The sequence below is a fragment of the Bradyrhizobium sp. NBAIM18 genome, assembly GCF_020193825.1.
Taxonomy (GTDB): Bacteria; Pseudomonadota; Alphaproteobacteria; order Rhizobiales; family Xanthobacteraceae; genus Bradyrhizobium; species Bradyrhizobium yuanmingense.
In genome coordinates, this window is the sequence record NZ_JADYVO010000003.1 from 419,674 (window position 1) to 444,987 (window position 25,314).

The window sequence follows — 25,314 nt, forward strand, 5'->3', positions numbered from 1 at the left end:
ACATCTTTTCGACTGATGGAACTCTGGTCCGGAGGAGCTGTTGAGCTGACGCAGATATGTGCCTTGCGGGCGCGCCTTCATCGATCGCCAAGACCGAAAGGCCCGCATTTTTCCAACGTGCAAAAGCACCTTCGCGGCAATTGGCGAGGCTTTGACCGATTTTTGGCTCCGCCACAGAGCATTGATAGATATATCTCGCGTGATGAGACCTCAGAGTTCGAGGCCGCCACGCTCGGCCAGCACACGGTGCATGACATCGCGTTTGATCTCGGTGGCGAGCTCGTTTCGGACTTGGGCTCCGAGCACCCGCTCGGCATCCGGATCGCCTAGAAGACCGTGCTCGGCCAGTCGCTGATCCAAGCGGGTTTGAAACTCCTCGCCCATGGCTTCGACGAGCTGGTCCTGCATCGCTTCATATTCATCAGGAGCGATTCGCCTCAGCACCGTCTCCCACGGTTGCCAGCGGGTTGCCATGTAGTCAGTAAACTGGTTCGCTTCTTGCTCGCGAACCGAGTCCAGTGCGCGCGCCGCATCATCAGATGTCACGTGAGAAACCGTCAGAAAGCGCATGTCAGGGGCGACGTGAATCAGCTCCAGCGGCTCGCGAAGAAGATTTTGATAGGCCAAGTAGACTTCAACGTCGTCTAAGTCCGGGTGGAGAGCGAGGAGCGCGTTGACCCTGTCGCGCGCGATCCCTTCCAGCGCGTCCAGGCGGAACGCAACGCGGCCGCGCTGGATGAGTTGGCCGAGCCTATCATCATACACCCCCTCCTCGACGTCAGCATTAAGGCGCGCGCTCCGCATACCGTTCCAGTGCAGAGTAACACGATCCTCGCAACTCGCGTTGGCTTCAGAAGCCTGTGTGAAAAACTGCTCGCGCAATCTCGGATTGGTCGCCGCCTGCCGCAGATCGTCCGCCACGGCCTGCCGAAACTCGTGATTGCCATAGTTGACGGTCCCACGTAGCCTTTCTAGGAACCTAGCGTAGTCTTGGGCGCCAGGCTCATCCGCAAAGTGCTGCCACTCGGCTAGCGCCGTCGGATCGTCCGCGAGCCAGTGCGCGGCAGCCTCGTCCAGAGGCAGCTGCTCAAGATGGGGGGCCGCGAGGTGAGCGCGGACCTCGTCCGGGAATGGGTTATTACCGAACTCGACGTTCTGCAGCGGATGGCTCAAACTCCCCGGTAGGAGATCCTCGGGCAGGCTGGTCAGCCGGTTACCGCTGACATCGATCGATTCAAGCCAGCTCGGAAGGGTTTCGGGGAGATTGGCCAATTGATTGCTGCTGACATCGAGCTCAACGAGCCGCCATGGGAGGGACTCGGGGAGTTCGGTCAGCTGATTGCCACTAACCTCGAGCGAGGTGAGGCTGCTCGGGAGAGCGTCGGGCAACCTAGTCAGTCGGTTGTTGTTTGCGTTCAGGATCCCCAGCTCCGCCGGGAGGCTATCTGGGAGACTCGTCAACCTGTTATCGCTCACCTCTAAGCGATAGAGGCTCGCCGGAAGAGCGTCCGGCAAACTGGTCAACCGGTTGTGGCTAATTAAAAGTTCGTGGAGACCAGGTGGGAGGCTAGCGGGCAGGCTGCCTAGCTCGTTGTGCATGGCGCGGAGGTTCAGCAGTCTCGGCGGCAGGGCGTCGGGCAAAGCGGTTAAGGACAGGGATGACAAATCGACCAAGTGCGAGCGCATGTTGTCCGCAGCCCTGATTCGCGAGCGCCCCTGTCCGCGGTTCTCCGCTGAGCCCTGCCCCTCTTCGCCAACCCACTCGTCCAGGATCCGCGCGCGCGCGGAGCTGGGGGTCCGATACCCTGTCAAGCTTTCGACCAAATTTGCCAAGGCGCGGTTGAAGCCGCCGAGGTAGCTTTCCCGCTCCCCTTCCTCAAAATTATCCGGGGCAGAACCTGCGCTCCGCTGTGCCTGTCCTGTGTCCATCACCTTATCTGCCTCGTCAGAAACTAAGAAATCCGCGTGCCGCTGCGCAAGGCCGCGGAGCAGGAGTTTGCGCGCTGGCGCAATAATCATTCGAGCGGGCGCACGTGCGCCCGCGGCGGCCCGCCCTGGCGAAGGCGGTTCAGCTTCACACGATTTGGAGGCGGCGAATGGATCGCTGCTGCTGCAACGTTTGCTGCCATTCCGTTGGCCGATAGATCCAGAGGACCGCTAACGTGAAAGCGTTCTGCCGCTAGCACGGCCACCTGTCGATCAGCTGACGAGTCTCGCTGCAAAAACGCCCAAGTCACTCGGTTTGCCACCCGTAGCAAAGACCAGCGTTGCACCGATTGCCTTGGCATGTGAAAGGACGGGCCGCGGACGTGAGCGTTCGAGCGCCTGCCGCTCTTCGTTCTTCACGGACTCGGCCGAAAAGGGATCCCTGCCTGCCATTGAGGTAACGCACCGTTGCCGCGCCCCGGGCTCGATGTTTAAGCCGCTGCCGCGTCGGTGCGGAAACGTGTAGGCGGAGCTAACGGGCCGCCATGGATTCACTGTTCCAAATCGTTGCACCGAAAATATGCCTGCTTCGATGCCATCGCTGCGGTGACTGCGATAGGGCCGTCAGCTTGTCGAAAGAGAAGTGTCCTAGGTCCTAGATGGTGTCGTCACGGGCTGAGTTGGCCCGGTGTGGTAAGGGAGGTGAAATGGATCCTTTTGAGACAGGACAGATTCGGCCCGACGGAGGCATTCCTTCTGCATCTTCCCAACAAGAGGGGGCGGAAGACGGGCGGGGGGCGGCACAGTGGGATGCATTCGTGACCGGTTTCGCAGCAAGCTCCGGGCATTCAACCCATGCGGCGACCGAAGCAGACGAGACCCTTGAGAATTGGGCTTCTGAACAGCACGTGGGTCTCCTCGAGGACCGGGACGAAGCGGCAAGGCGGGTCAATGCTATGGGTGAAGACGCCATGCTGGATCTCCAGTCGCTGTCCCTTACCAGTCTGCCCAGACTTCCAAGCGAAATCGTCGTGCTCGATGTGCCCTTCAACCGGCTGACCAATCTGCCTGACGAACTTCCGGCTTCGCTCCAGCGTCTTGATGTTAGTGGCAATCAGCTGAGCAGCCTGCCCGCGCTCCCGGGCGGGCTCAGAGGCCTCGACGTGAACTCGAACCGGCTGGAGAGCCTACCTGCCGTCCTACCTGCCGGGCTCCAATTTCTTTCCGCCAACCACAATCGGCTGCTGAACCTACCCGACTCCTTCCCTGCTTCGCTCCAATTTCTCCACGTCAGCGATAATCAGCTGACGAGTCTACCGGTGGCGCTCCCTGCTATGCTCGAGTTTCTCGACGTAAGCCAAAATCAACTGACGGATCTGCCGCCGGCTCTCCCAGCTTCGCTCCGGTTTCTCGACGTAAGCCAAAACCATTTGACCAGTCTGCCCGAGGACCTGCTGACCGCCTTGGGCGATGGTGGCACCCTAGTTCTGACTGAAAATCCGCTATCTGAGCAGGTGCTGGCGAACCTGGGGACAATCCTAGGCGCGGAGGGTTATGTCGGCCCGACTGTCCACCTTTCGCACGACGACGAAAGTGAATCGTCCTGGACAGATGAGCAGGCGGACGCTCTCGCTGAAACAGTTGCAGAATGGCTGAAGGGCAATCCACAGGAGGACGATCGGGAGGTGCTTGCCGCTTGGCAGAACTTTGCAGAAGAGCCGGGCGCTCGGGAATACGGGCTTTTCCTCGCCAAGCTGTTCGAGTCCGTCAGCTCTGGCAATGAAGGGTTCCGGCAATCGGTGGCCAATGATCTGCGTCAGGCGGCAAAAAACCCGCAACTGCGTGCCCAGTACTTTCAACTGGCATGGGATGCCAACCAGAGCTGCGAGGACCGCAGAACATTAACCTGGAACGGAATGCAGACCGCGCGCCTCATCGCGGAAGTCGAGAACGGCCTCTATGACAACAAGGCACGGCTTGCCGATCTCATCGAATTGGGGCGCGTCATGTTCCGCATGGACGCGCTCGAGGCGATCGCGCGCGATAAGGCTCACTCGCTCGCCTCGGTCGACAACGTAGAAGACATCGACGCCGTTGAAGTCTTTCTTGCCTATCAGAGCAAACTGCGCGAGCGGCTGGGACTACAACACGTCGCGCCGGACATGCGCTTCTTTGAAGTCTCCGGCGTTACCGACTCTGACGTTGACAGGGCAGAGACATCCGTGCGGGAGAGCGAGGCGGCCGAATTTGCCGACTATTTGGCAATGGATTGGCAGCCTTGGGACGATGTGATTCGCCGCATCGCACCTGAAGAGCATGCCAAGACGCAGGACCAGCTCATTGGTGCAATGGGAAAGGAGTTCGACAGCCGAATGGAGCAACAGCTCGCCGATCAAGGCCTGACCGGGGCTGAAGCTGGCCTCGTCGAAGATGCCAAGCGAGTGTTGGGTGCCGCAGTTCGCAAAGAAATCGCCCGTGAGATCAAGGGCGCCCTAAGAGATAAGGTGCTCAATGAGCACGGCCTCGCGCTCTGAAGCCTCCTCTGCCGTAGGATGCTGTTAATTTTGTTGTCGTTCCTCTCGTGCACCGGTTTGGGGGCCCAGAGGAACGCGTAATGCGCAGCGAGTGCAGCGGAGTGCCCATCGAGAGACCGGCGTTGCTCCTGTCTGTCATGCTGCCGTTTGATGTAGGTCAGGTCGACGCTTGGAGTAGACTGGCTGCTAGCTCTCTACTGAGACTCCTATGCGCAACGACTGGATCGTCAGTCATACCAACTCTCCATGCGGAGCACGCCAGTACACATTTATCGGACACGCCTGCAATGTTAAGAGTTCAAGCTGGCTTATTCGCGCGCGTTTCGATCTTCGCGCAGCGGCGCATCAACTCGTCAAACGTGTCCGGCACATCGAGCAACAGCCCGTCATCAACCATGTGCTGGTAATCCTGCTCCAAAGACGGTTCGGAACCTTCCTTCGGGAACAAGCTTCAAGGCACCGCCGACAGGGCTACGCGTATGCCCGTAAAGACCCCATCGCGGATCGCGCGAGACGCCCGCTGCAATATGCCGCTGGCCTAAGGGGCGTTGGGTAATCGCGGTGCCCGGCTATCGGAGCCATTTGAATCGGTTCGCTGGGCAAGCCCGCCGACGACGGAAGAGCCGCTACAACCCCGTCACCGGCCCCATGCAGGTCTGCTTGCCGTGATGAACGCATGCTCTTGCATCAGGGCTCTCCTTGATGAAAACGGCCATCGGCACACCTGGAAATGTTGCGCGGCACTTGACATGAGAGGGAGTCGATTGACCGTGTTATCTTGAATGCCGACGGCCGGCGCCTGACGAGAAATTTATGCCGACTTTGCCTTCATCTGAGCTGAAGAATGACCTTCTGCGCTCGCTTGTGCATTCGATTAAATCGAGCTGCGATGTTGGCCTCACATTCGATTTACGCCCATTGGCGCCAATCTTCGACGGGTAGTTGGACAGGCTGCCAATAAGGGCGGGATAACCGGATGATCGCATCCCGCCGCGAGCGATGGAGCGTCTTAACGAGCTCCTCTAAGCTTGGAGTGACAGCCGACGCCCTGCCCCTCTCACGCCCCGGCAGTTTGGTTGCTGGATACCACTCTCCATCATGTCCGCTCTCCGTCATTTATCCGAGGATCGCCGTCGCTCCCTCACCGTCAGCGTTGTTTTGTCTTCCATCGATCTGGTTCCGCAGGCAGCCAATCTGTGGCACCCCCGAAGAACGCTGTCAGGGACCATCTCGCGGCTTCCACATCGGTCAGTTGATGGGAGTAAGGTTCGCGGCCTGAGGGGTTAGCCCCGACCCCGAAGGATCTATATTCGGCATAATAGCTCGTGCTCAAGTTGTTGGTCTTGCCCCTATCCCATTCGCGCCAACCTTCGGGAATAACCTGCGCATCTATCTTCGTCGACAGAAAGACCACTGTGGCGTACGGCCGCCAGGGTCGGCCAAGCGCGATATCGCGTGCGGCAGGGTCGGCACTTAGAGTGCAATGATCAAAAACATAGCCGCTGTCCTCGTTCGGTGCTGCCTTGCTCTGAGCGGTAAAGACGACCGCCTGGTTGGCGATGCCGTGCAACTCACATTTCCGGAACCAGGCCTTGGCGTTGCCGAATACGAAATCGACATGCCCTTCGATGTAGCAGTTCGAGAAGTATTGACGTGACATTCTGCCGTTTGGACCCTTGCCTGCAAGCAGCGTGTCCTGGGCGCCGAGCAGGCGGACGCGCGTAACGACGTCCCTGTCTCCGGTAAGGGATAGTGCAACCGCCTGCGAGGGTGGATTGGCCGGGTTGAGAGAGTAGTCGTTCTGGATGGTCAAATTCTCGAGCCGGAAGTCATCGCCAGTGGCATCCAGCGTCGCCGACCGGGCGGTTCCTCCTACATTGATCGCGCCATCGCCATACACAATGACGGTATTCTCCGGCTTGCTACCAGTCCCTGAGAGATGAACACCGGATTTGGAGATTTTGACCTTCTCACGATAGATACCCGGCGCGATCCGAACATCTCCGCCTTCCGCCGGCAATGCGTCGATAGCTTGCTGCACGGAGTGATAGGCTGCATTCTCGGCATGCGACACCAACAGTGGCTGAGCGTATGCTGACGAGATGCAGAAACATCCCGTCAGAAGTGCAGCAGGGTGAACGAAAATACGCATAATCCTACACTTCGTTGAGTCAGCGGCACCTCGACGCAGTCGACAGAGCCTATCTCTGCGAGATAGCCGCCGCACATGGGCAACTCATTTTTTCGCGCCAAATCAGAACCTCCACGTCACCTTCGCATTCCCGGCCCTGCAAACCGTCAGACAATTGCAAACAAGTCCGGACGTGAGGCCGACCTTCGTCAACACCAGTAATCTTGGCGCAGATTCTGAACTCACCACCCGAGTTCGGCGCCGGATGTAGCGCTTACCGATCGCTGTTGCGGAACGCCCCGGAACATACCTCCGAGCCGCGCAGCAGCGGTTTTTCAGCTCGTCCGGGCAGCGGCGGTGATACGTCAGAGGGATTTGCGGTGACGTTCGCATGTTCAACTTGCCAAGTGGCGGAATCGGCAAATCGGACATCTTCGAGTGTCACGTCAAGTGCATGCTCCTCGTCTACGCCGCGCATCAGCAACACACCGGTGTCGCCATGCACATGACGGAGAACGATTCGCCGATAGACCGGAATTCTCGTGCCTTGTGCGCGCGGATCATATTTTGTATCGAAAGCTAGCGGCCACCGGTTGCCCCTCAGGCACACGTACTCATAAGTCACGCTCTCGACCAGACCGCCTCGGCTAACATCGCTCTTGATGCGCAGGCCGGACGTCGTACCATCCAGCGTCAGATTACGCACCAATATGTCTCTGGCCCCGGAATTCACCTCACTGCCGATCGACATGCCATGCCCCCAGCCGAAATAATTATCAATGATCGAGATATGGCTGCTCGATCCATTGTCGCCGGCCTTGATTGCGACGTTGTCGTCACCCGTACGGATCAAGCTGCGGGTAATGGTCACATCCTGACTCGCGCCAAGATCGATGCCATCGGTGTTGCGCGCATCCGCCGGTGAATCGATTATGAGGCCCCAAAAAGTGGCACCTTGGACCCGGTTCATCGCGACGTGAAAGTTGGGAGCGTTGCGCAAGGTGACACCAGAGAACGTGATGTCCTGCGCATGATCGATTTGGATCAAGCGCGGGGCGTTCTGGTTGCCGCCCTGGGCTTGAGCGCGGCGCGCTAGCTGCCACCAGGTTTCCGCGCCGCCGCCAATTATTGCGCCGCCCTGACCATCGATGATGCCTTCTCCGTAGATGCCGCCGCCGCGCGTTTTAGAAAAGCTGATGAACGGCCGGCAACCGCCGCCCTTTTCCGCAATACGACCACATTGTCCGAGGCCCTTGTCGTAAGCAGCAGGTTCGGGGATGGCGATCAGCGTCGCCCCGCGTCCGACCCATAACGTCACGCCCGATTTCATCTCGAGGGGGCCTGACCGGAACTCGCCACGCCCTAAATACACGGCGGCCCCGGAAGGACATTGGTCGATGGCATTTTGCAACGTGGTCGTATCTTGCTTGCCAGACGGCACGAGGCGCTCGCACACCGTATGAGGTGCAACAGGCTCGGTGATAGTCCGGCGGTCTTGCGCTTTCGCTTCGGGGAAGACAACGATGGAGGTGAGTATGAACAATAGGGCCAAGTTGCGAAAACGCTTTGTCATCGACCTCCTCGTGCTTTGTCAGGCATCCACGCCCCATCGGTATGGAGCCGCTGGCTCGATCTAGCCGCCGCGCGCGTCACTGGCGCGCGCAAGATGACATTTATAAGACGCAGCAGAGGCCCGGACCGTGCACCTGCGCAGCAGCACTTTGCAGATGCGCAAAAAGCACGAAGCGTCATGCGATGGTTCAAAATCCGACAACTTCGTCAATGGTCGGCCTTCTCACGCCACTCAAGCGGGTCGCCGGATTCGGCTTTTTTGCATCTAGAAAGCCGTCGGCGCCCAGTGCTTGCTCTTGATAAGGATTTCGATGAGCGGCGCATCAGCCTCACTGGGTGCAATTGGTGTACGCCCAGTACCCGGCGAAGCCGCGGCACTCACGCGCGCCTGACCCCGACTGCTGCTGCTGAACCTCCACGCTGTTCTTGAAGCGTCTGGAAAGCCATACCTGTGTGCTTGTTCTCCTTGAACACCGTGTTGGCGAGCTGGTCTAGTGTACTGTCATCACTGGCCTGGAGCGACTGGCCGCCCTCACGGGGGAAATCCGCCCCCTTAAAGCATCTGAAGATACTTCTCAGCCGTAGATGGTGAGAGTTTCCGACGACTACTTGGACCGCTCACCATCTCGTGAATGTAATCATGATCCGCGCGCGACACATTCGACGGCGGATTGCGACCGCGGCATCGAGGCAAGGCCTGCCACGCGCGCTGTATTCAGTTGCGGCTCAAAGGCATCTTCTTTCGCCAGTTTCGGCTGCTGATCGTTTAGTCCGGCGTGCTGTACCGATGGCGGAGGGGCAGCACTGGATAGGTCGAAATTGTGCGAGTGCACGCCCGCCTCCCGTCCAGGACGAATGGGTTTATCCGTATTCGGAGAAGCTTTCGAAGAGCTGACGAGGTTACGGCCGGGAAGATGGATAAAACGACCGAACTGGCCCTGAGTAAGGGGGACAGCTCTTGACGTTCAATCCAGACATCTGCGTGAGCAGCCCTCCAGACAGGAGGCTCTGGTCAACACCGCAGGGAGACGTCCCGCATGTGGTGTTACTCCGCGCCCCATCCGCCGGCCCAACGCACCGCGATCACAACACGCCAGGCATAACGGCAGGCCGCCAGTTCGCCCGCGCGGGTCCGTAAAATGATGCCTCGCAAGCCGGTCGGTATTCTCGCCGTTAACGTGGGTTACGGCAGCTTTCAATGGTCTCATGATCGCCTGGAAAACGCCACGGCAGCTTCCTGGTCAACAGGATCATCGATGCTTCACGGTTCGCGCGGTAGCGCGTCACGTATTGAATTGTTTGCCGCAGAGTTGCGGTGGCGTTCATCGATCGGCAATGAGATCGCTCGACGCTCAAGCCTCCGCTCCAAATCCGCCAGTCCTGCCTTACATTCGGCGACGACCGCTTGGGCACGAAGCAGCTTGACCGTGAGCTCGTCCTTCTGCCTGACTATTTTCTCAGGATCCCAATCGTCCTGCAACAGCTCATTGACCATGTGTGACCACCGATGATGCAGGGCCGGCGCTTAGCTCCAAGAACCCAGGCTTGGCATCTCGCCGATACGGGCGCTTGAGCCACGGGTTAAAGGTGGCGCAAACGATCGTCCAGAAGCGTAACGTCTTAACCCCGGTGCGCGCCATCTTGTTGAGGACCGCCATTGGTCGCGAGCCCGTTGCAGGACAGCCGGATTCTGGCCCGCAAAGCAAACGGCAATCCGAACGTAGCAGAGTTCGCGATGCTGGCACGCGCTTTGGAAAGTGCATCAGGAGACGTCTGCCATCGATGAAGTGGGCACGTTTCAATTGAATACCTGGATCGGGTGCTGAAGGAATATCATGGCCAAATTGGTGCCGTCACACATTCAAGCAACCGACATGCCAATGCCCTCGAGCATTTTCATAGACAGAATCATGTAGGTTTTTTCGCGCCATCTGGCTGCCGGCGACCCTACTTGCCGCGACTGAAACAACCGATGTCTTGAGCAAGAGAGCGAAAGCCGCAACCACGAGCCTTTAGCAGCGCTCGCTCCGGCAGCCGATGTCGGCCAGAGTGCTCCCACCATTTTTGCGCAGGACGTTGTGGCGTGAGCCACAGTGGCGAGCGTTAACGCCAGAGTGACGGTGCTGTGCGGCTGATCGGCAGTCGATCCCCAATGCAGAAGAGCGTTGGAGGCTCCTCGCAATCTGATGCCACGGCTGTTCACGATACTGATCTCACGCTTGAACTCCGAAGCCGCGTTTGGCCCAGCCTGGTCGAAGATCAGTTCGTGGCCCGCTTGCATCCTACGTCGCGATGCTACGCAACTGCGCCGCTCGGAACGGACTGTCTCACCCTCAGTCAGCATGGGCATCTTGGATGGCGCGGGAGATTGAACAGTCGAGCCTACAGTGAGTCAAGCACCCGCGTCCGAATACGCCAAGCTCAAGCCGATCTGGAGCCCGGACAATGTTCGAATGTCAACAGCGTTTCGGTTTCACTCTTCATCGCGCGTTCTCGCTTGCTTGCCCGATGAGAGGCTCAAGACCTCCGAAATCTCCCGCAATTGATTCCCGCGAGCACGGTGGAGCTGCTCATTGCGGGAGCGAGACCGCCGTCCGAAGATCCATGTCTCGCGGAATAAGTCGCGCACGCCAACCGTCCGTCAAAGAACAGATCGCGATTTTTTGTCCCCGAGTTCTTCACTGACGAAGAACTGAGGGAGGCAATTGTAGCCGACAACGAACCCGGTAGCGGAATCCATAATCCTTTATCCGCGGCTTAGCTCGAATGGATAAAAACGAGCGGGAGAGTTGGTGGGATCAGCAGCCGAGGAAAACCGACGAGAGAGCAATCGCACGATGATCACTGGGGCGAGACCGCCCGTCGTGGCTGCCTGCCGTTCTTCCATGGGACGATCAGCAAGCGAGAATAACGCACGCGTTCGCGGTCCATTGGGAAATGGCCTACTTAAGCTGGGAGTGTCGCGTCTTTCTGACGAACTGTATGATTTTAGAAGTTAACCGGAGTCAGCCAGATGGCACCTCGCCAGATCACGCGCATCACAAAGCATCGCGAAGACAGCCATCGGCGTATTCAAGTCAGCGGCACGCCGCTTCCACTGAATAGACGCAATCTAGCGCACGTATTGAGCTATGGTGACTGCCTTGTTTTTTTACAAAGGAAGCGCCGGTGAGATCATGGCCTTCAAGATGGGCGTTTCGGTGCTGTCACGCCAACCGCTGACCTGCCCTACTCTCCGAATTAACTGAACCTTAAGCTTGCAGAGTGATCCGCTCAAAAACGCGCGGCCCTGAGAGCGGGCCGCGAGTTAGGCCACGCAGCCGTATAGCTTTCGAGCAGTCCGCACCCGTTTGTTCCGGCGGCATCCGCACACAATCAACACCCACAACAGCACGACCGCTTGGGGGTCCGTCAGCCCAATCCGGACCGCACAGAAATTCAACGAGAAGGAGCGGCATGGTAACAACCCGTTCTCCATCGGGCTCATTCACCAAGATACTCAGCCACGCCGGGCACCAAGCGCCCACAGGCAAGCGACCGTGATTGCGGTGAAAACGAGTACAGCGCCAATTGCTAGCACAATTTCCATCGTCGGCTTCCTTCTATTGCGCGGACCACCCACCAGACGTTGTATGTGAAGGAATTCCTCCGCCAATCGACTATCTGGACACCATTGTCCGTTACTCTCACGGAGAAGGGGGTTGAGGTGCAATAATCAAGGCCGCTGTAGACTCCTGGGCACTTGGGCCTCAGTAGCCAATGCGACTCCGCACCGAAGTGATATATGCTCGGTAGCGTACCGGCGATGTGGCATTCACTTTCGAAGTCGTAACCGTTTGTTATGCTCCTCCCGGTTACGCGGACTCTGATTCTGTTGTACCTGCGGCCTTCATGTTCGTATACGCTGAGGACTTCGCGACCGAGCGCATGAGCGAACGCGATAGCCGCTGAAGCCGCTCGAACACGTTGCTCCATGTTGCCTCGCGAGCAGTAACGGGGCGGACCCGAAATAGCCTTGAAACATCTCAGGCCCGCCCCAGCATCACAGTCCCTGCAAGACCGGTGACGCTCACCGCACCCAAGCAAGCACCGTGCCTTTCTTCCAAAACGCTGCTGTACCTCGGTTGGGCTGTGTATACTTGTGAAGTGCGGCCTATCTTGTTCTGTCTCCATGTCCATCAGGACGCAAAATGTTTGCAACCCGACATTCGCGGATCAACGTTGAACTCAAGTGCAGGTAAGCTCGCAATCGCACAGGAAGGGCGATCGCATCGCTCCGGAAGTACCGCTGACGCTTGCAGTCTACAACCCTGCCGATCCCAAGCAGCGATGGGAATTACTATTCTGAGTATCGCGGACAGTAAGCTTTGCATCGACAACAAAAGCCGCGTTGCGAAAGATGGCAATCCTACTTGGCTCTACCAATTCCAGGGGGTCAGTTGCTCAGCAGTGGAATTTTGTACTCCTAATGGACCTTTAGCGTGCAGAGTGACCGCCTCAAGGGGCGCGACGTCGCGGCGCGCATAGGCCGAACTCCGCTGATTACTCGCAAGCTAGCGTATGGTACGATCCTGCTGCAGGCGCAAATCCGAGTCGTAACGCAAAGCACGAAAATGAGTTCATGGGCGCCTTAGCCGCCCCCATCATTCTCGATGTCTCTCCGCCCTCCTTGGCGCTTGCGTTATCGATCGGCTCCTTCAATCAAGCAGCATGTTCTTGACCCAGGTCATTGACGTTTCATTTTCCCAACGGGAGTACCGAGAGCGGAAAAGCCGCGGCGGCGTGCTTCAGCAACTTTCTAGTCAGGATAGTGACTCAGCCGGATTTGGTGCGGTTGTTTGAGAACGATCCAGGTCTTTCGACTCTTGCGGACGCGCAAGCCAAAGGCCGGCGTCTTCCGGTCCATATACAGACCGGGCTTCAGTGACTGAACGGTGAGATCTGTGAGTCCAAGAATGGCACGATCTGGCACGCCTCTCACGTGGATTGAGGCGGATAACCATGCCGAAGTATATGTGGGTCGAATTCGCGTAAATCACTTCATGAAACGGGGTTTACGGGCACTCTGTGGAATGGTGGAGTGCCTTCACAAAACATTGGTAAGCTGGCGGAAGTGGTCTTGAACAATTGCGTTTAGGATTATGGTGGCCGGCAAGACCGAATGCGGAAATTGGCGCATCGTCTTTTCTTGCAGCCACCGGCAAAGCCGTCAGCTTCTCGCAAGGTTTCCCGTGTAGCGGTGCTGTCCTTGTTTACAGAAGACGAGGTGAGCGTGGACAATCCTCCGCGTCGAGCCCGACGGCTTTGATGGAGGTCCAGGACGAGTTCGTGCCTCAGGCGGCGCATGCCAGGCAAGAAGTTCCGGACCATCTTCAGCAGGCAGTTCAGGCAACGCAGACGCGCCAGACTCTGCGCCAGAGCACGGTGCGGCGCTATGCTGACGCGCCTTTCTAGCTCGGCTCTCGTGATGAAACAATCAGCGCACTCGAACCACAATCACTATCAGCCCGCACCGAGAACTATTTTTCACGGGACTGACGGCTCTGCGCCGACAGCGCTTCACCGGTGTCGCAATCCCAATGCCTGGACAGCGCACGCCTCGGCTATGTTGCTTCAGCTGAAAAGGGGAGTGGTCACGTCAGCAAGACCTCACCATTAGCTGACAACTATCCTCATCACCCCGAGACAAAGACCCCGCTCTCGTCCGAGACGTCATTCGGCTTTCGGATCAGCCAACCCGGAGATCTTCAGCTGAGATCTTGCCCGTACGCCCGGCCTTGGGCTGATAACTTACGCGGGCCCCCTCTTCGAGAGTGGTGTAACCGGCCTTTTCCACGGCACTGACGTGCACGAAGACATCGGGGCCTCCATCCTCGGGCCTGATGAATCCATAACCCTTGGTCGGATTGAACCACTTCACAATACCCATTGCCACGTCGGCACCTCCATAGTGAACCGTTGTGATCTAGCGAAGAGTCTTCCGGCCATCAAGAGCAGCCGCAAAAAACATCGCGGCATGGATGCGAAGGTCTCGTCTCATCTTTCTGTCGGATCGCCTAGCTGTCGCCCAATATGCAAACGATAGAAAGCCCCTGACGCGACCGCACTTCGCTTCGATGCCTGTGGATCCGGATGACGATTTGACCTTCGCTTCAGTTGCCGCGGCGAACGGTTCACAAGAGAGTTGCACGCATCGAACACGCCCCAATAGTCAAAAAACACGACGTCTGCATTGATGGTCCGCGAAGTATCGGTCACTAAGCCAGCAACGTTTCGTGAGAATCACCCGAACTGGTTAAGCGCGCAGAGTCATAGTTCGTGCAACGTCTACCAGCAACGTGTTTTGGAAATGCGTCTGCCTACCATCATTGCCGACTTAAGGTCCGGCCCGCGCAGTCCGAGCGGCGTTTGGGTGATCACAGTTTCAGCACGCCAGCCGCTATGATCCACCACACTTTAGCTTGCGACACGTATACGCCGCTAGGCCGGCAAACGGAGGACGGACATTGGGACCCCACCGACCGCCCAGTTTCAAGAGTGTGATGCGCGTGCGCCGTTAGCTTGATTACCTTGTCCGCGTTGCGCCTCACCGTAACAATCAGCGATGACATGGAAGCACGCACTGTTCTTAGTATCAGCACCTCTATCATCGCTGTCTGCTTGTATTTCGCCACAGCGCCACCGAAACCGCGGCTTAAAGAAGACCCAAACGCCGCGCCTTGACGACGCACTGCGTCCGGCTGGTGGTTTCCAACTTTCGCATCGCATTCTTGACATGAAAGTTGACGGTGTTCTCGCTCACGTTCAGGATGACTCCGATCTCCCAGGATGACTTCCCCTGATCGATCCATCGCAAGCACTGTTTTTCTCGTTCCGACAGCACAACCTCTTGCACATCCGCCAATGATTTTCTCCTGGATTCGAGAGAACAGGAATGGCATCAGCAAATGCCATACCACTCAGTGGCGCCCGCAAAGTATCGGCGGATCAGGACAAGTTCTTCGGCGATTGCCGTTCCATTCGCACGAGGCTGCCATCCTGCTGTAGCCCTATCGACGGGCTTTCGACATTGTCGCCAATCCGACGGCGGCATTACGACAACCGTGCCTGTCGATATTTGCGTCTAAATCTATGTGAGCTCTAAATCTATGTGAGCCGGATATCACCCTTTCCCTAAGCACTCCTCCCCCGAAGGAGTGGAATTCTCTCTCGGGACGTAGCACGGGCTCGCGAACCCAGGTCATTCATTTTGCATCCGAAGCCCTTCTTTCCAGCCTTAGGCGCGAGGCCAATCAACCCATAGCGAAAGCTCTGCGTTCGGCGCCAATCCTATGGCGATCATGCAAGCCTTTGCGGTCCCAACAAACTACCAAATGCTGGTCATTGAGCGGCATCACGCCGAAAAGAAATGAGCAGCGACATTGGTGGCAATCTCGGTCGGCTTACAGGATTTAGACATGCAGCATCAAGCACGAGCCGTTCGGTCCACCGCAGGTCAATAACGCGTGCGGCCCTCGCCTGTCGAAATGCTTAGTGCCCAGGTCTGCTCGAATGATGAGCTCTCGTTTTGATCGAAGCCCATGATGGCTTTTCCGCCACAATCGCCCAGCGCTCAGGATTTAAGGGGCTCTGGGCGTCTGGTCTGTCGATTGCCAGCTCGCTGAGCTATGGTGATGCCAATGAAGCTTCATGGAGCCAGCTCGTCCAGAGCGTCGAACGCATGGTGGACTCGACAGAGCTAGCTGTGCTCGTCGACGGGGATGGCAGCTTCGGCAATTTCGACAATGCTCGCCTCCTCGCACGCAAACTTCGTCAGGCTGGCGCGGCGCGCGTCTCGCTTGAGGACAGCTGCTTCCCGAAGCTGAACTCGCTCATTGGTGAGCGGCCTCCGCTGGCCGATATTGATGAATTCTGTGGTCGTCTGCAGGCTGTAAAGGATGCAGTCGCCTAGAATCTTGTTCTCGTGGCCAGGATCGCGGCGCTGTTTGCCGGGCACGGATTGAACGAAGTTATGCTCCATTCGATTGTCGGCTTGTGGTGCCTGCCGTCCCGCAGTAGGGCATCCAGGCGTCGCACCAGGTCCGCCGCCCGGCCGACGAGTCCCTGCCCGCCCCGGTCGGCGTAATTAATGGTGTTGCGGACCCGGGCTTCGAGCTGCCTGCGGAAGGCCTCGATCCTGTCGAACATCTCCCCGATCTGATCGAAGATGCTCTCGATGGCCAGCAGGTCGTCGGCAGCGGCCATTCGACCGTCCTCGAGGTCGGCTGCCATGCTGGAAGCTGTGTACTCCTCGGCGAGGACCTGCATGGTTTCCGGGGTGTAGGAGATCCTCCGCGCGCGATCGACAATGGCGCTGCGGAAGCGGTACGGATGGTTACCGGTGAGGATGGACTCGAACTCCTTCAGCAGGAGTCGACGAACTCCTCGAAAAAGGCTTCCAGCCGGGTAGCGACTGTTTTCGACTCCATGACGGTCCGTCGGACGCGCTTCAGATCGGCCAGAATGGTCCGCAAGCTCTTAGTGAACTGGTCGGCCTGATTGCGCGCCTCGCAAACGGCGATTGCGGCTTCGCGCTGCTTGCGGTCGATGATCTCGGGCCTCAGTTTTTCAACGGCCTCCGTTGAGGCGGATTTGCACGATCAAGCCGCCGAATCGCTGCGAGAGATCCTTATTGAGGCTCGCGAGCCGCTCCGGAAAACCGGACCTTTCTCAAAAAAGGAGCGAGCCAACCGCGAATACTGTTACTAGAAGACCTACGCGCCCTCGGTGGCGAGGGACCGGCGAAGACGACCCTCAAATATGTCGTTCCGATCGATGATCCCGAGATTGCCAAACACGCGGAAGCTTTCCAGCGCACTATGATTGGCTATAGCGCGCGACGCGAGCTAGCAGCGGAGTTGAGGCGGGCCGGCTACCCTGCCCCTCCCCAAATGGAAGGTCTCGTCGTCAACGAACTCGCGCGCGCGGGACTTTTCGGCTTCGCGCCACGCTCGTCGGTTCGATGGCCTATCGGACATACAGCGGCGTAGTCGGCCTCAAGCTGCCCGACGAGCTCGTGACGACCGAGGATATGGACATCGCGAAATTCTACGGCATCTCGATCTGGATCGATGAAAGCATGCCCGACATCGAAGAGATCCTGAAAAAGGTGGATCCGACATGTGCGCCCTCATTCTCGCCCGATGAAACCAAGCTGTTCAGGGTTTTGCCAATGCCACCGGCTTCAAGGTCGAATTCCTTACACCAAACCGTGGCGACGAGGACTACTCCTCCAGGCTGACGCAGATGCCTTCATTGTGGCAGTCTGTAGGGGCGCAGGTTTTGCGGTTCCTAGACTACCTGATCCATGAGCCCATCCGCTCTGTTGTCTTGCATGACGCCGGCGTGCCAGTCCTTGTACCGGCCCCGGAGCGCTACGCCGTCCACAAACTGATCATCGCGACCAAACGGAATGTGTTCTTTGCGGATAAGGCCAAAAAGGACATCAACCAGGCTGGCGCGCTCATTCAAGCATTCAATGCCGTCAAACGTAGTAGCGACCTAGGCTTTGCGTGGATGGAAGCGTGGGAACGCGGAGCCAGATGGCGACGACGGCTTGGTGTTGGCGCCCTGCGTCTTTCGGACGACACTTTCGAGATGCTCGCGAAGGGCGTCGCCGAAGCGGCCAAACTCGGCGGCAAGCCGGCAGAGGAGTACGGGCTTAAGGGAGGCAAGGAAGGTCTTCTGGCGCGCGTTTCAATTGCGAATCCGACGGCGTCGCCAACGCCGTGATGCCAATTCGACATGTCGACGAGGCTCTCTCGCCCATCATCGGCGACGGCCCCGGAAGCCTTGAGCGCAGATGTGCAGCCACGTTTTCCGGCGGTGAGGCGGCTCGGGTTTGTCGTCACATGCGTCTGTTCCTAGCATTACAGTTGCAATTTTCGTTTGAGGTGAGCGCGCCGCGTGTCAGCGGCCTGGTGAGCTCGCCGCCAGAGCGACCATGCGAGAACACGGTCGATTGAGATGCGCCGTTGAGCGAGCTTGATGGCGATGCGACGGTTTCCTGGGTCGACCAGCGACGCCGCGCACGATCGAAGATGCCCGGATCGAGGCAGTAATCGTCCGCACCTTTGAGACGAAACCGCCCAACACCACTCACTGGAGCTCGGGCAGCATGGCGATGGCCAGTGGACTGTTGGTCTCGACGGTACAGCGGATATGGCGCACCTTCGGCCTGCAGCCACATCGGTTCGAGACCTACAAGCTTTCAAACCATCCTGACTTCGTCGCCAAGGTTCGCGACGTCGTCGGCCTCTACGTAGTCCCGCCCGAGCGCGCCATCGTGCTGTGTGTCGGCGAAAAGCCGCAGATGTTGGCGCCGGATCGGAGCCAACCCTCGTTCCGCATGCGACCTGGTCAGGTGGAACGCCACAGTCACGACTACAAGCGCCATGGCACGACAGCGTGGCGGAGCTACGTACTGAGATCACGTCCTTCATCGAACAGCACAACGCCGACCCAGCCCATTCCGATGGACCAAATCAGCTGACGACATTCTCAGCTCCATCGAACGCTTCTGTGTCAGCCAAGGCCTAAAAGGCCATAACTTCTGGTTTAGGACACTAGATTATGCGCGATGTCCCGCGTACGGATTTTCGCCCGAAATGTCCGCGCGCCCATTGCTGCGCCGATCGCGGGCAATTTCCAGAGGAAAATGAACCCCCAATGCAAGGCTGTCGAGTGGCGGTGTGCTGCCCCCCGCGCGCTCGCGAAAATTTCGCGCTTCAGGCTGCGGTCATGTACTGCAGGTGATGATCCCGCAGCTGAGGCGTTTATCCCGGCATCCGCTGTCTTCAGCAGCACAGCAGCTGCGATGGAAGTGGACCCGAGGCGACATGGGCTTGTGCATCGGGAAAAACGCTCTTGGTCAGCTACTCGTCAGCGAAGCGGTCTAGCCAGGAAGGCTACTCTTCTATCGGAGATAAAATATGACGGGCATCGGCCGAGCTGGCAAATCGTACGTTGGAGCTGCAGGAGCCGACAGCACTGGGGTATCGAGCAGTTCGAGCCTGGAGTTCGGCCTCGTCCCTGGGGAACGCAGTCAATCTTTCGAGGCCGTCGTGGAGCGGATGCGCTCCGGGCCTCAAGATAGAACCGCGCCGCTCGTGAACCGGCAACCAACTTCGGATGTCGTGGCGCCAACACGAGATGAGGTTAAGGCAGCAAAGCGAACGTTGGGCAGCCTGCTTGAGGACCTTAATACTTGTCGTAGGGCAGCCACGCGCGGCCGGACCTTGTCCGAGAGGCAAGAGCTGATCGATCAAGTCGTCAAGGCAGGCTTAGCAGTTCTGGACTACTACGCTGCTCTGCCCCGAGGTTTGGCGGTGCGCATTCTGCCCGACGATCGGGCTCGCCAGCTCCGCGATGAGACGCTGGGCGCGGCCGACGAAGGTAACGCCGTGGCTGCTGCGATTTTCGATGACCTGGAGAAGAGCAGACACAAAGCAGCACTCCTGCTCGGCAGGATCATCCGCACCGCTTCGCCTGACCAGCTGAACCGCGTGCTTTCAGGCGTGGAGCCCTACTATGAGCACTGCATGGAGTGGTGGAGAAAGAGGGCATTGCGCTCGGAGCGGATGCAGTCCGTCTGCGCGGCTACTGCCGACCTACCAAGCAGCACGCCCGAGTTGCGGAAGTCCGAAGAGGCCGCGCTACGACTGCATACCGGCTATGCACTCAATACGAAGTACAAGTATCTGGAATCGCAGATCACTCTCGCGCAGCTCTCCCTAGCGAGCAGGTTGGGACCAGCCGTGCGAGACGCCCTTATCGATGGAGACGGCCGGGTGCGTCTGCTCGGGACCTTCATCGATGATGTTGTTCCGGCATTCGCCTCGACGGCCGAGGCCGTGATGAACCGCAACGGAGCGCCGCTTGACGCTGAGCACCGCGACGTTCTGGAAGGAGTCATGGAGCGGCTTTCGGAATTTGCGTCAGGAGTGAGCGGCATGGTTGCCAGCCTGACGGACGCCGGAGCGGGAGCCGATCTTCCGTTAGAATTGCTGGATCAGATAGTGGAAGGTGCGTGGCTTACAGCGGACGAAGTCATGCGGCTGCTGGCACTTCAGCCAAAGACGCCAGCCACGATTGAACCGCCGGCTTGGGCTGTGCTGCCGGAACATACTGCCGGGGTGGCCGAAGGCACTGCAGCGCGCAGGAAGGGCAAAGGCAGGCGCGCAGCGGCCGCAGGCGAGGGGAGCTCGACAGCTGGGGGCGCTGAGCCGCAGCTCGCCGGGTCCGACGCTGGCACGGGCTCAACACGCAAGGTTATCGTACTCTCGGATTTGGGTACAAAGAAACTCGCGAGCGCGGAGGAGGCCCGCGCGCGGGCGTCATCGTCGGCGAGCGGAAACCTGACGATGTGGCAGGCTCCGCCCTCCAGAGAAGCGCTGACGGGACTGCTCAAGCGATTGGACGAACTTTTGCAGTTCGATCTGCCCGCGCAGCAAAGCGCCGTCTCGCAAGCGCGTCAGATGAAACCCGAGGACGCCGACCACGTCCTAAATATCGTCGTCGAGCGCCTCCACAGACAGGCCGCCGAGATCGAAGCCTGTGTAGCCGCGTTGGAGGAGCCTCGTCGAAGTGGCTTGCTCACGCCTGCGCAAGTGCCCGAAGTGCACGACAAGATAGTCCGGCTCAAGACGATGTATTCCGAGGTGCAGGGACAGGCAAACTCATTGAAGAGGCAAAGAGCCGCGATCATGATCGATTGCATGAAGAGCTACGGCTTTCCCTCGCAGAAATACCTTGAACGGTTGCGGGCGGCCGGGGAGTTGGAGCCTCCGGATCCACCGCGCGCGTTGAGCGGCGATCCGGGGACGCTGTTCGAGATTAAGCTGCGGCCCAAGGCACTGCGCAACGGTGCGGCGGCGAATCCGATGTGGGTGCACATCCATACGAAGCGGCCGGTACATGCGTGGCAGTTGGCGACGGCGGCTGACGCCGACTTCGCCGCTTGCCATGTGAAATCCAATGAACAGCGCGGCTACAATCGGCACTGGCAGAGCGCGCGAGCCGCGATGGGGCACGAAAACGTCGTGATCCACCGCGGCAAGCTCACGCCTGCATTCTGTAGGTCCTTGTTGAACAACGGAGTTGGCAACCTGTCCGACGTCAGATAATTTGAGACTGATTAGGCTTTTCGCGAAGAGAGGCTCTGGGCTCATCTAAGTTAGCATTACAGTTGCATTTTTCGTCTGAGGTGAGCGCGGCGAGCGTCGGCCTGGTGAGCTCGCCGCCAGAGCGACCATGCGAGAACACGGTCGATCGAGATGCGCCGTTGAGCGAGCTTGATAGCGATGCGACGGATTCCTGGATCGACCAGCGGATCAGGAACGATATTTGGTGCGCCGGCGTCGCGTTTTTTTAACGCTGGCTCAGCATTGGCCCGATGACGGATGACGGCCATCATGGCGAAGGCCAGCATGACGAGTGAGACATGGCGATGCCATCCATGCCAGGAGCGGCTTTCGTTGTGATCAAGGCCGAGCTCGTTCTTGGCGGTTTCGAAGCTGTCCTCGATGGGCCGCGATGGCCTTCTACCGACACCAGCTTCAGCATGGAGGTGCCCTTGGGGCACCAACTGGAGAAGAAGGCCAAGCTGCCGTCGGCGATGTTGCGGCGGATCAGAAGACCCCGCGTCCATTCCCCGGCAAGGTCGTCGTTGTATTCACTGACGTCGAGATCGGCCCAACTCGAGATAGGCCCAGTCGTGCCAGCGCGGACCTTTGGTCCCTCTGCCGGACGACAGGCGGGGCCAGGCCTTCTTTGGAAGGCTCTGCGGGATCGCGGAGGCGGTGCCGGCGACAGGCTGCGGCTTGCCCCAGGAACGGAACACGTGATTGGAAGCAACACCCAAAACATAGCCTTTGCCCGTCTCGCGCAGCAGGGTTTCGATCTCGCCCGTGCCATACACGCTGTCCGCCGCCACGAACGAGAACGGCGCCTTTGCGGCGATCGCACGAGCGATCATTCGACGCGCGATCTTGGGCTTGGTCGCAAAGCCCACATCGCTCGGTACATGCGGTGCCTTCAGGCGAGCGGGGGCGTCCGTCCATTCCTTCGGCGGGTAGAGCGTGCGATCGATGAAGGCATGGCCATGCCGCGACACATAGGAGGCGAACACTCCGATCTGGCAATTGGTGATCTTGCCCGCCGAGCCAGTGTACTGGCGTGCGACGCCGCGCCATGCCTTGCCCTGTTTTAAAAACCCGGTCTCATCGATAACCAGAACCGCGTCCTCATCGGCAAGCGTTCCAGCGCGTACTCACGCAACAATGTCGCGCAGCGCGTCGGCATCCCACTGCCCCGACCCAGGATCGCCTGCTGGCGCCACGGGCCTGGATCGCCGGCCGCTTCAGCCCGCATCCAACCCGTCTTGCGCGGCAAGTTACCCAACAGTCCGTCGAGAAACCGCCACGCCGAGGCCGCCACCCGCTCCTGCGTAAACAGCGGACGGATGCGTTGCTTGGCATCTCGCAACGAGGAAGCCCACAGCGTCAGCGTATCTTCAACCGACGCACCACCAATCATCAGATCCCGATCACCCATGGATTCAGAACTCACCGAAAATAGCAACTGTAATGCTAGGGCGATAGGGCTGCTGCGCCTTTCGGCGCTGGCTCCGTTTGCTTCAGGCGCTCTAGGTAGCCGCGTGCGCGCGAAATCACCGCCTCGACGACCGTGTCCAGGACGGGATCGCCGCGGGCAGGCATGGCTTCGACCTCGGCCTTGGCCACCATTGCATGGTGCGTCACGGCCTGAGCAATCTCGGAGACGCGACGGATCGTCTGTGTTGGAGAGAGCTTGCAGTTGATGGCGAAGCGCTCCCAGTGGTTGCGTCCAAGCTGATCAGCCTGCTTCTGCCCGCCGATCTTCTGCGCCATGTTGCGTGTGATCTTCGGATATGGCGCCGCACAGACGATGTCGTAGCCTGGCGCCATGGCGGCGCCGCGCGCCGATAGCATCAGCGAGTAATTTTTGGCATGGGAATCCGTGTTCCACACCATTGGATTGAAGATGGCAAGGTCGACGAAGCGGGCGGTCTCCTGTGCTGTCATGTGGCGCTGGGTCACGCCGACCATGTCGGCTAATGATGGTCCTTTTAGGCCTCTATCGTTGTTCTGGTACTTGGCAGCTGGCGGTCGGCCCAGGGCTTGGCAGAAGTCCTCCTGATGCAGCCGCCGCCACCTCTTGCCGTCATGACGGCGGTCATAGCGCTCAACCAGCAGGTAGCTACGTTCGCCTGCCGTCCCGGTCGTCACCTTCGGCGTCGGGATTCCGATCATGCGCGCGAGCGTCAGGCAGAATGCCTCGTTCTGGACGGCGCCAGGTAAGCGCTCGCCATCGGGCTTGATGATGTGGGTCGATGGCGCACCGTCGATCGGTATGTACAGGGTGTCGCCATCCAGAGCGACGGCGAGCTTCGTCTGCACACCGGCAAGCGACATCGACACGCCATCTTCGCCGACGAGGAAGGGCTTGTGGGGTAGCTCATTGAGGATGCGCTCGAGCGCGGCCTTGTCGGGGATCTCTCGCCATTTTCCGGCGATCAGCCCGGTGCCAGGCTGTCCGACGGAGAGCGCGCCGGCGGTGTCGCGGCCCATCTCGGCAAGAAGACCGATGACATCGGCCGGCGACTTGCCGAGCATCTGACCTACGATCCCGAGAGTTGCGTTCTCCGGCAGCAGATTTGCCGCCCATGGCAGAATTGCCGAGGCATCGTGCGACGCCCGCGAGAGCGGCATGGTGAGCGACACAGGGAAGGCGCCGGTCAGCCCGCGCCAGGATTCGGCATAGGTGAAGCCTGACGCTTCGTCGGCGGTCGTGATCCAGCCGACCTCTCGCGTCTCAAAGTAGACCGGAAGACGGTCCATGAGGCTCCTCCTCGTCGCTGTCGGGAATGTCCGGTGTCTCGGAAGTGTTCGCGCGGCGGGTTTGGGCATCCTTGAGAATATCCTGGATGCGCAGCCCGAGCACGTTTGCCACGTGCAGGCTGCGCCCGAGCTGACAGGTGCTTTTTCCGGCCTCGAGGTCAACGATGAAGCGCTTTCCTGTCCCGCTCACCATGGCCAGCTCATCCTGCCGGAGGCCCTGGCGTTTGCGTTCTTCCTGGATGAGGCGACCGAATGCTGCAGCGAATTCGGCGGCTTGGCGCGCGACACCGGTCTCGCCAGGAGCTTCGTTTCCGCCTGAGGGGGGAGTGCCCTTTGGAGGCGTGTTCATAGCTCTCTCGTCGTAAAGTTACCGATCGGGAACTTTAGGAGCGGAAACCGCGGATGTCCAGCGAAAAGTTACCGAGCGGGAATTTTTAGCGCGGTTCCAATCTGAAGAACAAAAAGTTACCGAACGGGAACTTTAACCCAGGCCGGGTGGCGCGACCCAGAAAGTTACCGATCGGGAATTCTGCTGCTGCCAATACCAACTCGGTTCTTTGGAAATCGATGACGACCCGAGGGAATCCCCGCTCATCCCCTCGATCGAAACATGGTCCTTGGCGTCCACTCGATGTGGCGACCTCCTCACGTTCGGCGAATGAGGTAGCGTCCTAATAGACGTTTTGACGATCGCGATAAATGTGTCGGGGTCATACCGCCCGCTCGTGCAGTTGGCAGACAATATTGTGCAACCCTGCGCGAACTCTTTCTCACCGCGGAAAGACAATCATTCCAGACCCATCAACAATCGCTGTCGATTTGGATCTATGCTGCGTGAGAACGATAGCACTTTACCTGAGTTAAGTGCCGCGCGCGCTTCGCAGCCGGGGTGACAGCCAAGGCGACTGCTGCGTCACGCTGTGCGTCGATTGGATCTGCCGTTCCTGCGTCGCCGTGGCCTCTGACGGCGACTGCGCGGAGGAATAAGCAATTGGTCGCATCCGTGACCGCTTGCGTAGCGACTTCGCCGTACGAGAAATAGATGGTTGATCAGGGCATGTCACGTAGCTCAATGCAGGCATGGCGCGGATTGACAATCCTCAAGGAAGCCCATCTAGCAACTTACTTCCAGCTCGTCATGTTGTGCTTGGGACGCCAGGAAATCCGCTCGACAGCGGTGGAGGCTGTTCAGACCGGTAATTTGTGCATCTGACGAGCTTCATCGAGTCCGCCC

Annotated in this window: 13 protein-coding genes and 4 pseudogenes; 7 read left to right on the forward strand and 10 right to left on the reverse strand. The window is 59.0% G+C overall.

The annotated features are described in order from the left end of the window. Positions 1–210: 210 nt before the first annotated feature. Positions 211–1,929 (reverse strand): NEL-type E3 ubiquitin ligase domain-containing protein, encoded by a 1,719-nt coding sequence (locus tag I6F17_RS09330; RefSeq protein WP_225126334.1) that lies wholly within the window; start codon positions 1,927–1,929, stop codon positions 211–213. A 704-nt stretch (positions 1,930–2,633) separates the two neighbouring features. On the opposite strand from I6F17_RS09330, the gene I6F17_RS09335 reads away from it, so the two are divergent. Then, positions 2,634–4,460, forward strand: a complete 1,827-nt coding sequence (locus I6F17_RS09335) for an NEL-type E3 ubiquitin ligase domain-containing protein (RefSeq protein WP_225190419.1) — start codon at positions 2,634–2,636, stop codon at positions 4,458–4,460. A gap of 1,147 nt (positions 4,461–5,607) precedes the next feature. Here the strand turns inward: I6F17_RS09335 and I6F17_RS09340 are convergent. The 5 genes from I6F17_RS09340 to I6F17_RS09360 all read right to left on the reverse strand — a co-directional run bounded on the left by I6F17_RS09340 (position 5,608) and on the right by I6F17_RS09360 (position 15,058). Then, complete coding sequence (locus I6F17_RS09340) at positions 5,608–6,534, reverse strand: pectinesterase family protein (protein ID WP_225131449.1); 927 nt, start codon at positions 6,532–6,534, stop codon at positions 5,608–5,610. 331 nt (positions 6,535–6,865) lie between these two features. After that, a complete protein-coding gene (locus I6F17_RS09345; RefSeq protein ID WP_225131440.1) occupies positions 6,866–8,164 on the reverse strand; it encodes a glycosyl hydrolase family 28 protein in 1,299 nt (432 codons plus the stop codon). A 1,260-nt stretch (positions 8,165–9,424) separates the two neighbouring features. Continuing rightward, positions 9,425–9,658, reverse strand: a complete 234-nt coding sequence (locus I6F17_RS09350) for a hypothetical protein (protein ID WP_225131438.1) — start codon at positions 9,656–9,658, stop codon at positions 9,425–9,427. A gap of 4,233 nt (positions 9,659–13,891) precedes the next feature. Continuing rightward, a complete protein-coding gene (locus I6F17_RS09355) occupies positions 13,892–14,098 on the reverse strand; it encodes a cold-shock protein (protein ID WP_036030656.1) in 207 nt (68 codons plus the stop codon). 759 nt (positions 14,099–14,857) lie between these two features. Next, positions 14,858–15,058, reverse strand: a complete 201-nt coding sequence (locus I6F17_RS09360; RefSeq protein ID WP_225131446.1) for a helix-turn-helix transcriptional regulator — start codon at positions 15,056–15,058, stop codon at positions 14,858–14,860. A gap of 672 nt (positions 15,059–15,730) precedes the next feature. Here I6F17_RS09360 and I6F17_RS09365 point away from each other — a divergent pair. Continuing rightward, positions 15,731–16,114, forward strand: a complete 384-nt coding sequence (locus I6F17_RS09365) for an isocitrate lyase/phosphoenolpyruvate mutase family protein (RefSeq protein WP_225131436.1) — start codon at positions 15,731–15,733, stop codon at positions 16,112–16,114. On the opposite strand, the pseudogene I6F17_RS09370 reads toward I6F17_RS09365, so the two are convergent. Then, a pseudogene (locus tag I6F17_RS09370) lies at positions 16,111–16,766 on the reverse strand (Wadjet anti-phage system protein JetA family protein). The gene I6F17_RS09365 and the pseudogene I6F17_RS09370 overlap by 4 nt on opposite strands. 368 nt (positions 16,767–17,134) lie before the next feature. Between I6F17_RS09370 and I6F17_RS37720 the strand changes: the two are divergent. From I6F17_RS37720 to I6F17_RS09385, 4 genes and pseudogenes are all read left to right on the forward strand, one after another. After that, positions 17,135–17,443: pseudogene (locus I6F17_RS37720) on the forward strand (GSU2403 family nucleotidyltransferase fold protein); the annotation flags it as partial. Next, positions 17,413–17,934, forward strand: a pseudogene (locus tag I6F17_RS09375) (GSU2403 family nucleotidyltransferase fold protein); the annotation flags it as partial. The pseudogenes I6F17_RS37720 and I6F17_RS09375, both read left to right, overlap by 31 nt. 385 nt (positions 17,935–18,319) lie before the next feature. Further along, on the forward strand, positions 18,320–18,694 hold the full coding sequence (locus tag I6F17_RS09380; protein ID WP_225131434.1) for a hypothetical protein: 375 nt from the start codon (positions 18,320–18,322) through the stop codon (positions 18,692–18,694). Positions 18,695–19,133: 439 nt separating this feature from the next. Further along, positions 19,134–21,326 carry a hypothetical protein gene (locus I6F17_RS09385; protein ID WP_225131432.1) on the forward strand — a complete coding sequence of 731 codons (2,193 nt, stop codon included), beginning with the start codon at positions 19,134–19,136 and terminating at the stop codon, positions 21,324–21,326. 248 nt (positions 21,327–21,574) lie between these two features. On the opposite strand, the pseudogene I6F17_RS09390 reads toward I6F17_RS09385, so the two are convergent. From I6F17_RS09390 to I6F17_RS09400, 3 genes and pseudogenes are all read right to left on the reverse strand, one after another. After that, positions 21,575–22,737: pseudogene (locus tag I6F17_RS09390) on the reverse strand (IS701 family transposase); the annotation flags it as partial. 53 nt (positions 22,738–22,790) lie between these two features. After that, positions 22,791–24,080: a type II toxin-antitoxin system HipA family toxin gene (locus I6F17_RS09395; protein ID WP_225131430.1), complete on the reverse strand. Its 1,290-nt coding sequence runs from the start codon at positions 24,078–24,080 to the stop codon at positions 22,791–22,793. Further along, on the reverse strand, positions 24,055–24,321 hold the full coding sequence (locus I6F17_RS09400; RefSeq protein ID WP_225131444.1) for a helix-turn-helix domain-containing protein: 267 nt from the start codon (positions 24,319–24,321) through the stop codon (positions 24,055–24,057). Before I6F17_RS09400 ends, I6F17_RS09395 begins: the two co-directional genes overlap by 26 nt. An 801-nt stretch (positions 24,322–25,122) precedes the next feature. Between I6F17_RS09400 and I6F17_RS09405 the strand changes: the two genes are divergently transcribed. After that, on the forward strand, positions 25,123–25,293 hold the full coding sequence (locus I6F17_RS09405; protein ID WP_225131429.1) for a hypothetical protein: 171 nt from the start codon (positions 25,123–25,125) through the stop codon (positions 25,291–25,293). Positions 25,294–25,314: the final 21 nt, after the last annotated feature.

Bases quoted from the DNA above. Each gene is read 5' to 3' on its own strand.
- I6F17_RS09385 (WP_225131432.1), top strand. From the start codon at position 19,134: ATGACGGGCATCGGCCGAGCTGGCAAATCGTACGTTGGAGCTGCAGGA.
- I6F17_RS09350 (WP_225131438.1), bottom strand. From the start codon at position 9,658: ATGGTCAATGAGCTGTTGCAGGACGATTGGGATCCTGAGAAAATAGTC.
- I6F17_RS09345 (WP_225131440.1), bottom strand. From the start codon at position 8,164: ATGACAAAGCGTTTTCGCAACTTGGCCCTATTGTTCATACTCACCTCC.
- I6F17_RS09330 (WP_225126334.1), bottom strand. From the start codon at position 1,929: ATGGACACAGGACAGGCACAGCGGAGCGCAGGTTCTGCCCCGGATAAT.
- I6F17_RS09380 (WP_225131434.1), top strand. From the start codon at position 18,320: ATGGCGATGGCCAGTGGACTGTTGGTCTCGACGGTACAGCGGATATGG.
- I6F17_RS09405 (WP_225131429.1), top strand. From the start codon at position 25,123: ATGGTTGATCAGGGCATGTCACGTAGCTCAATGCAGGCATGGCGCGGA.
- I6F17_RS09335 (WP_225190419.1), top strand. From the start codon at position 2,634: ATGGATCCTTTTGAGACAGGACAGATTCGGCCCGACGGAGGCATTCCT.
- I6F17_RS09395 (WP_225131430.1), bottom strand. From the start codon at position 24,080: ATGGACCGTCTTCCGGTCTACTTTGAGACGCGAGAGGTCGGCTGGATC.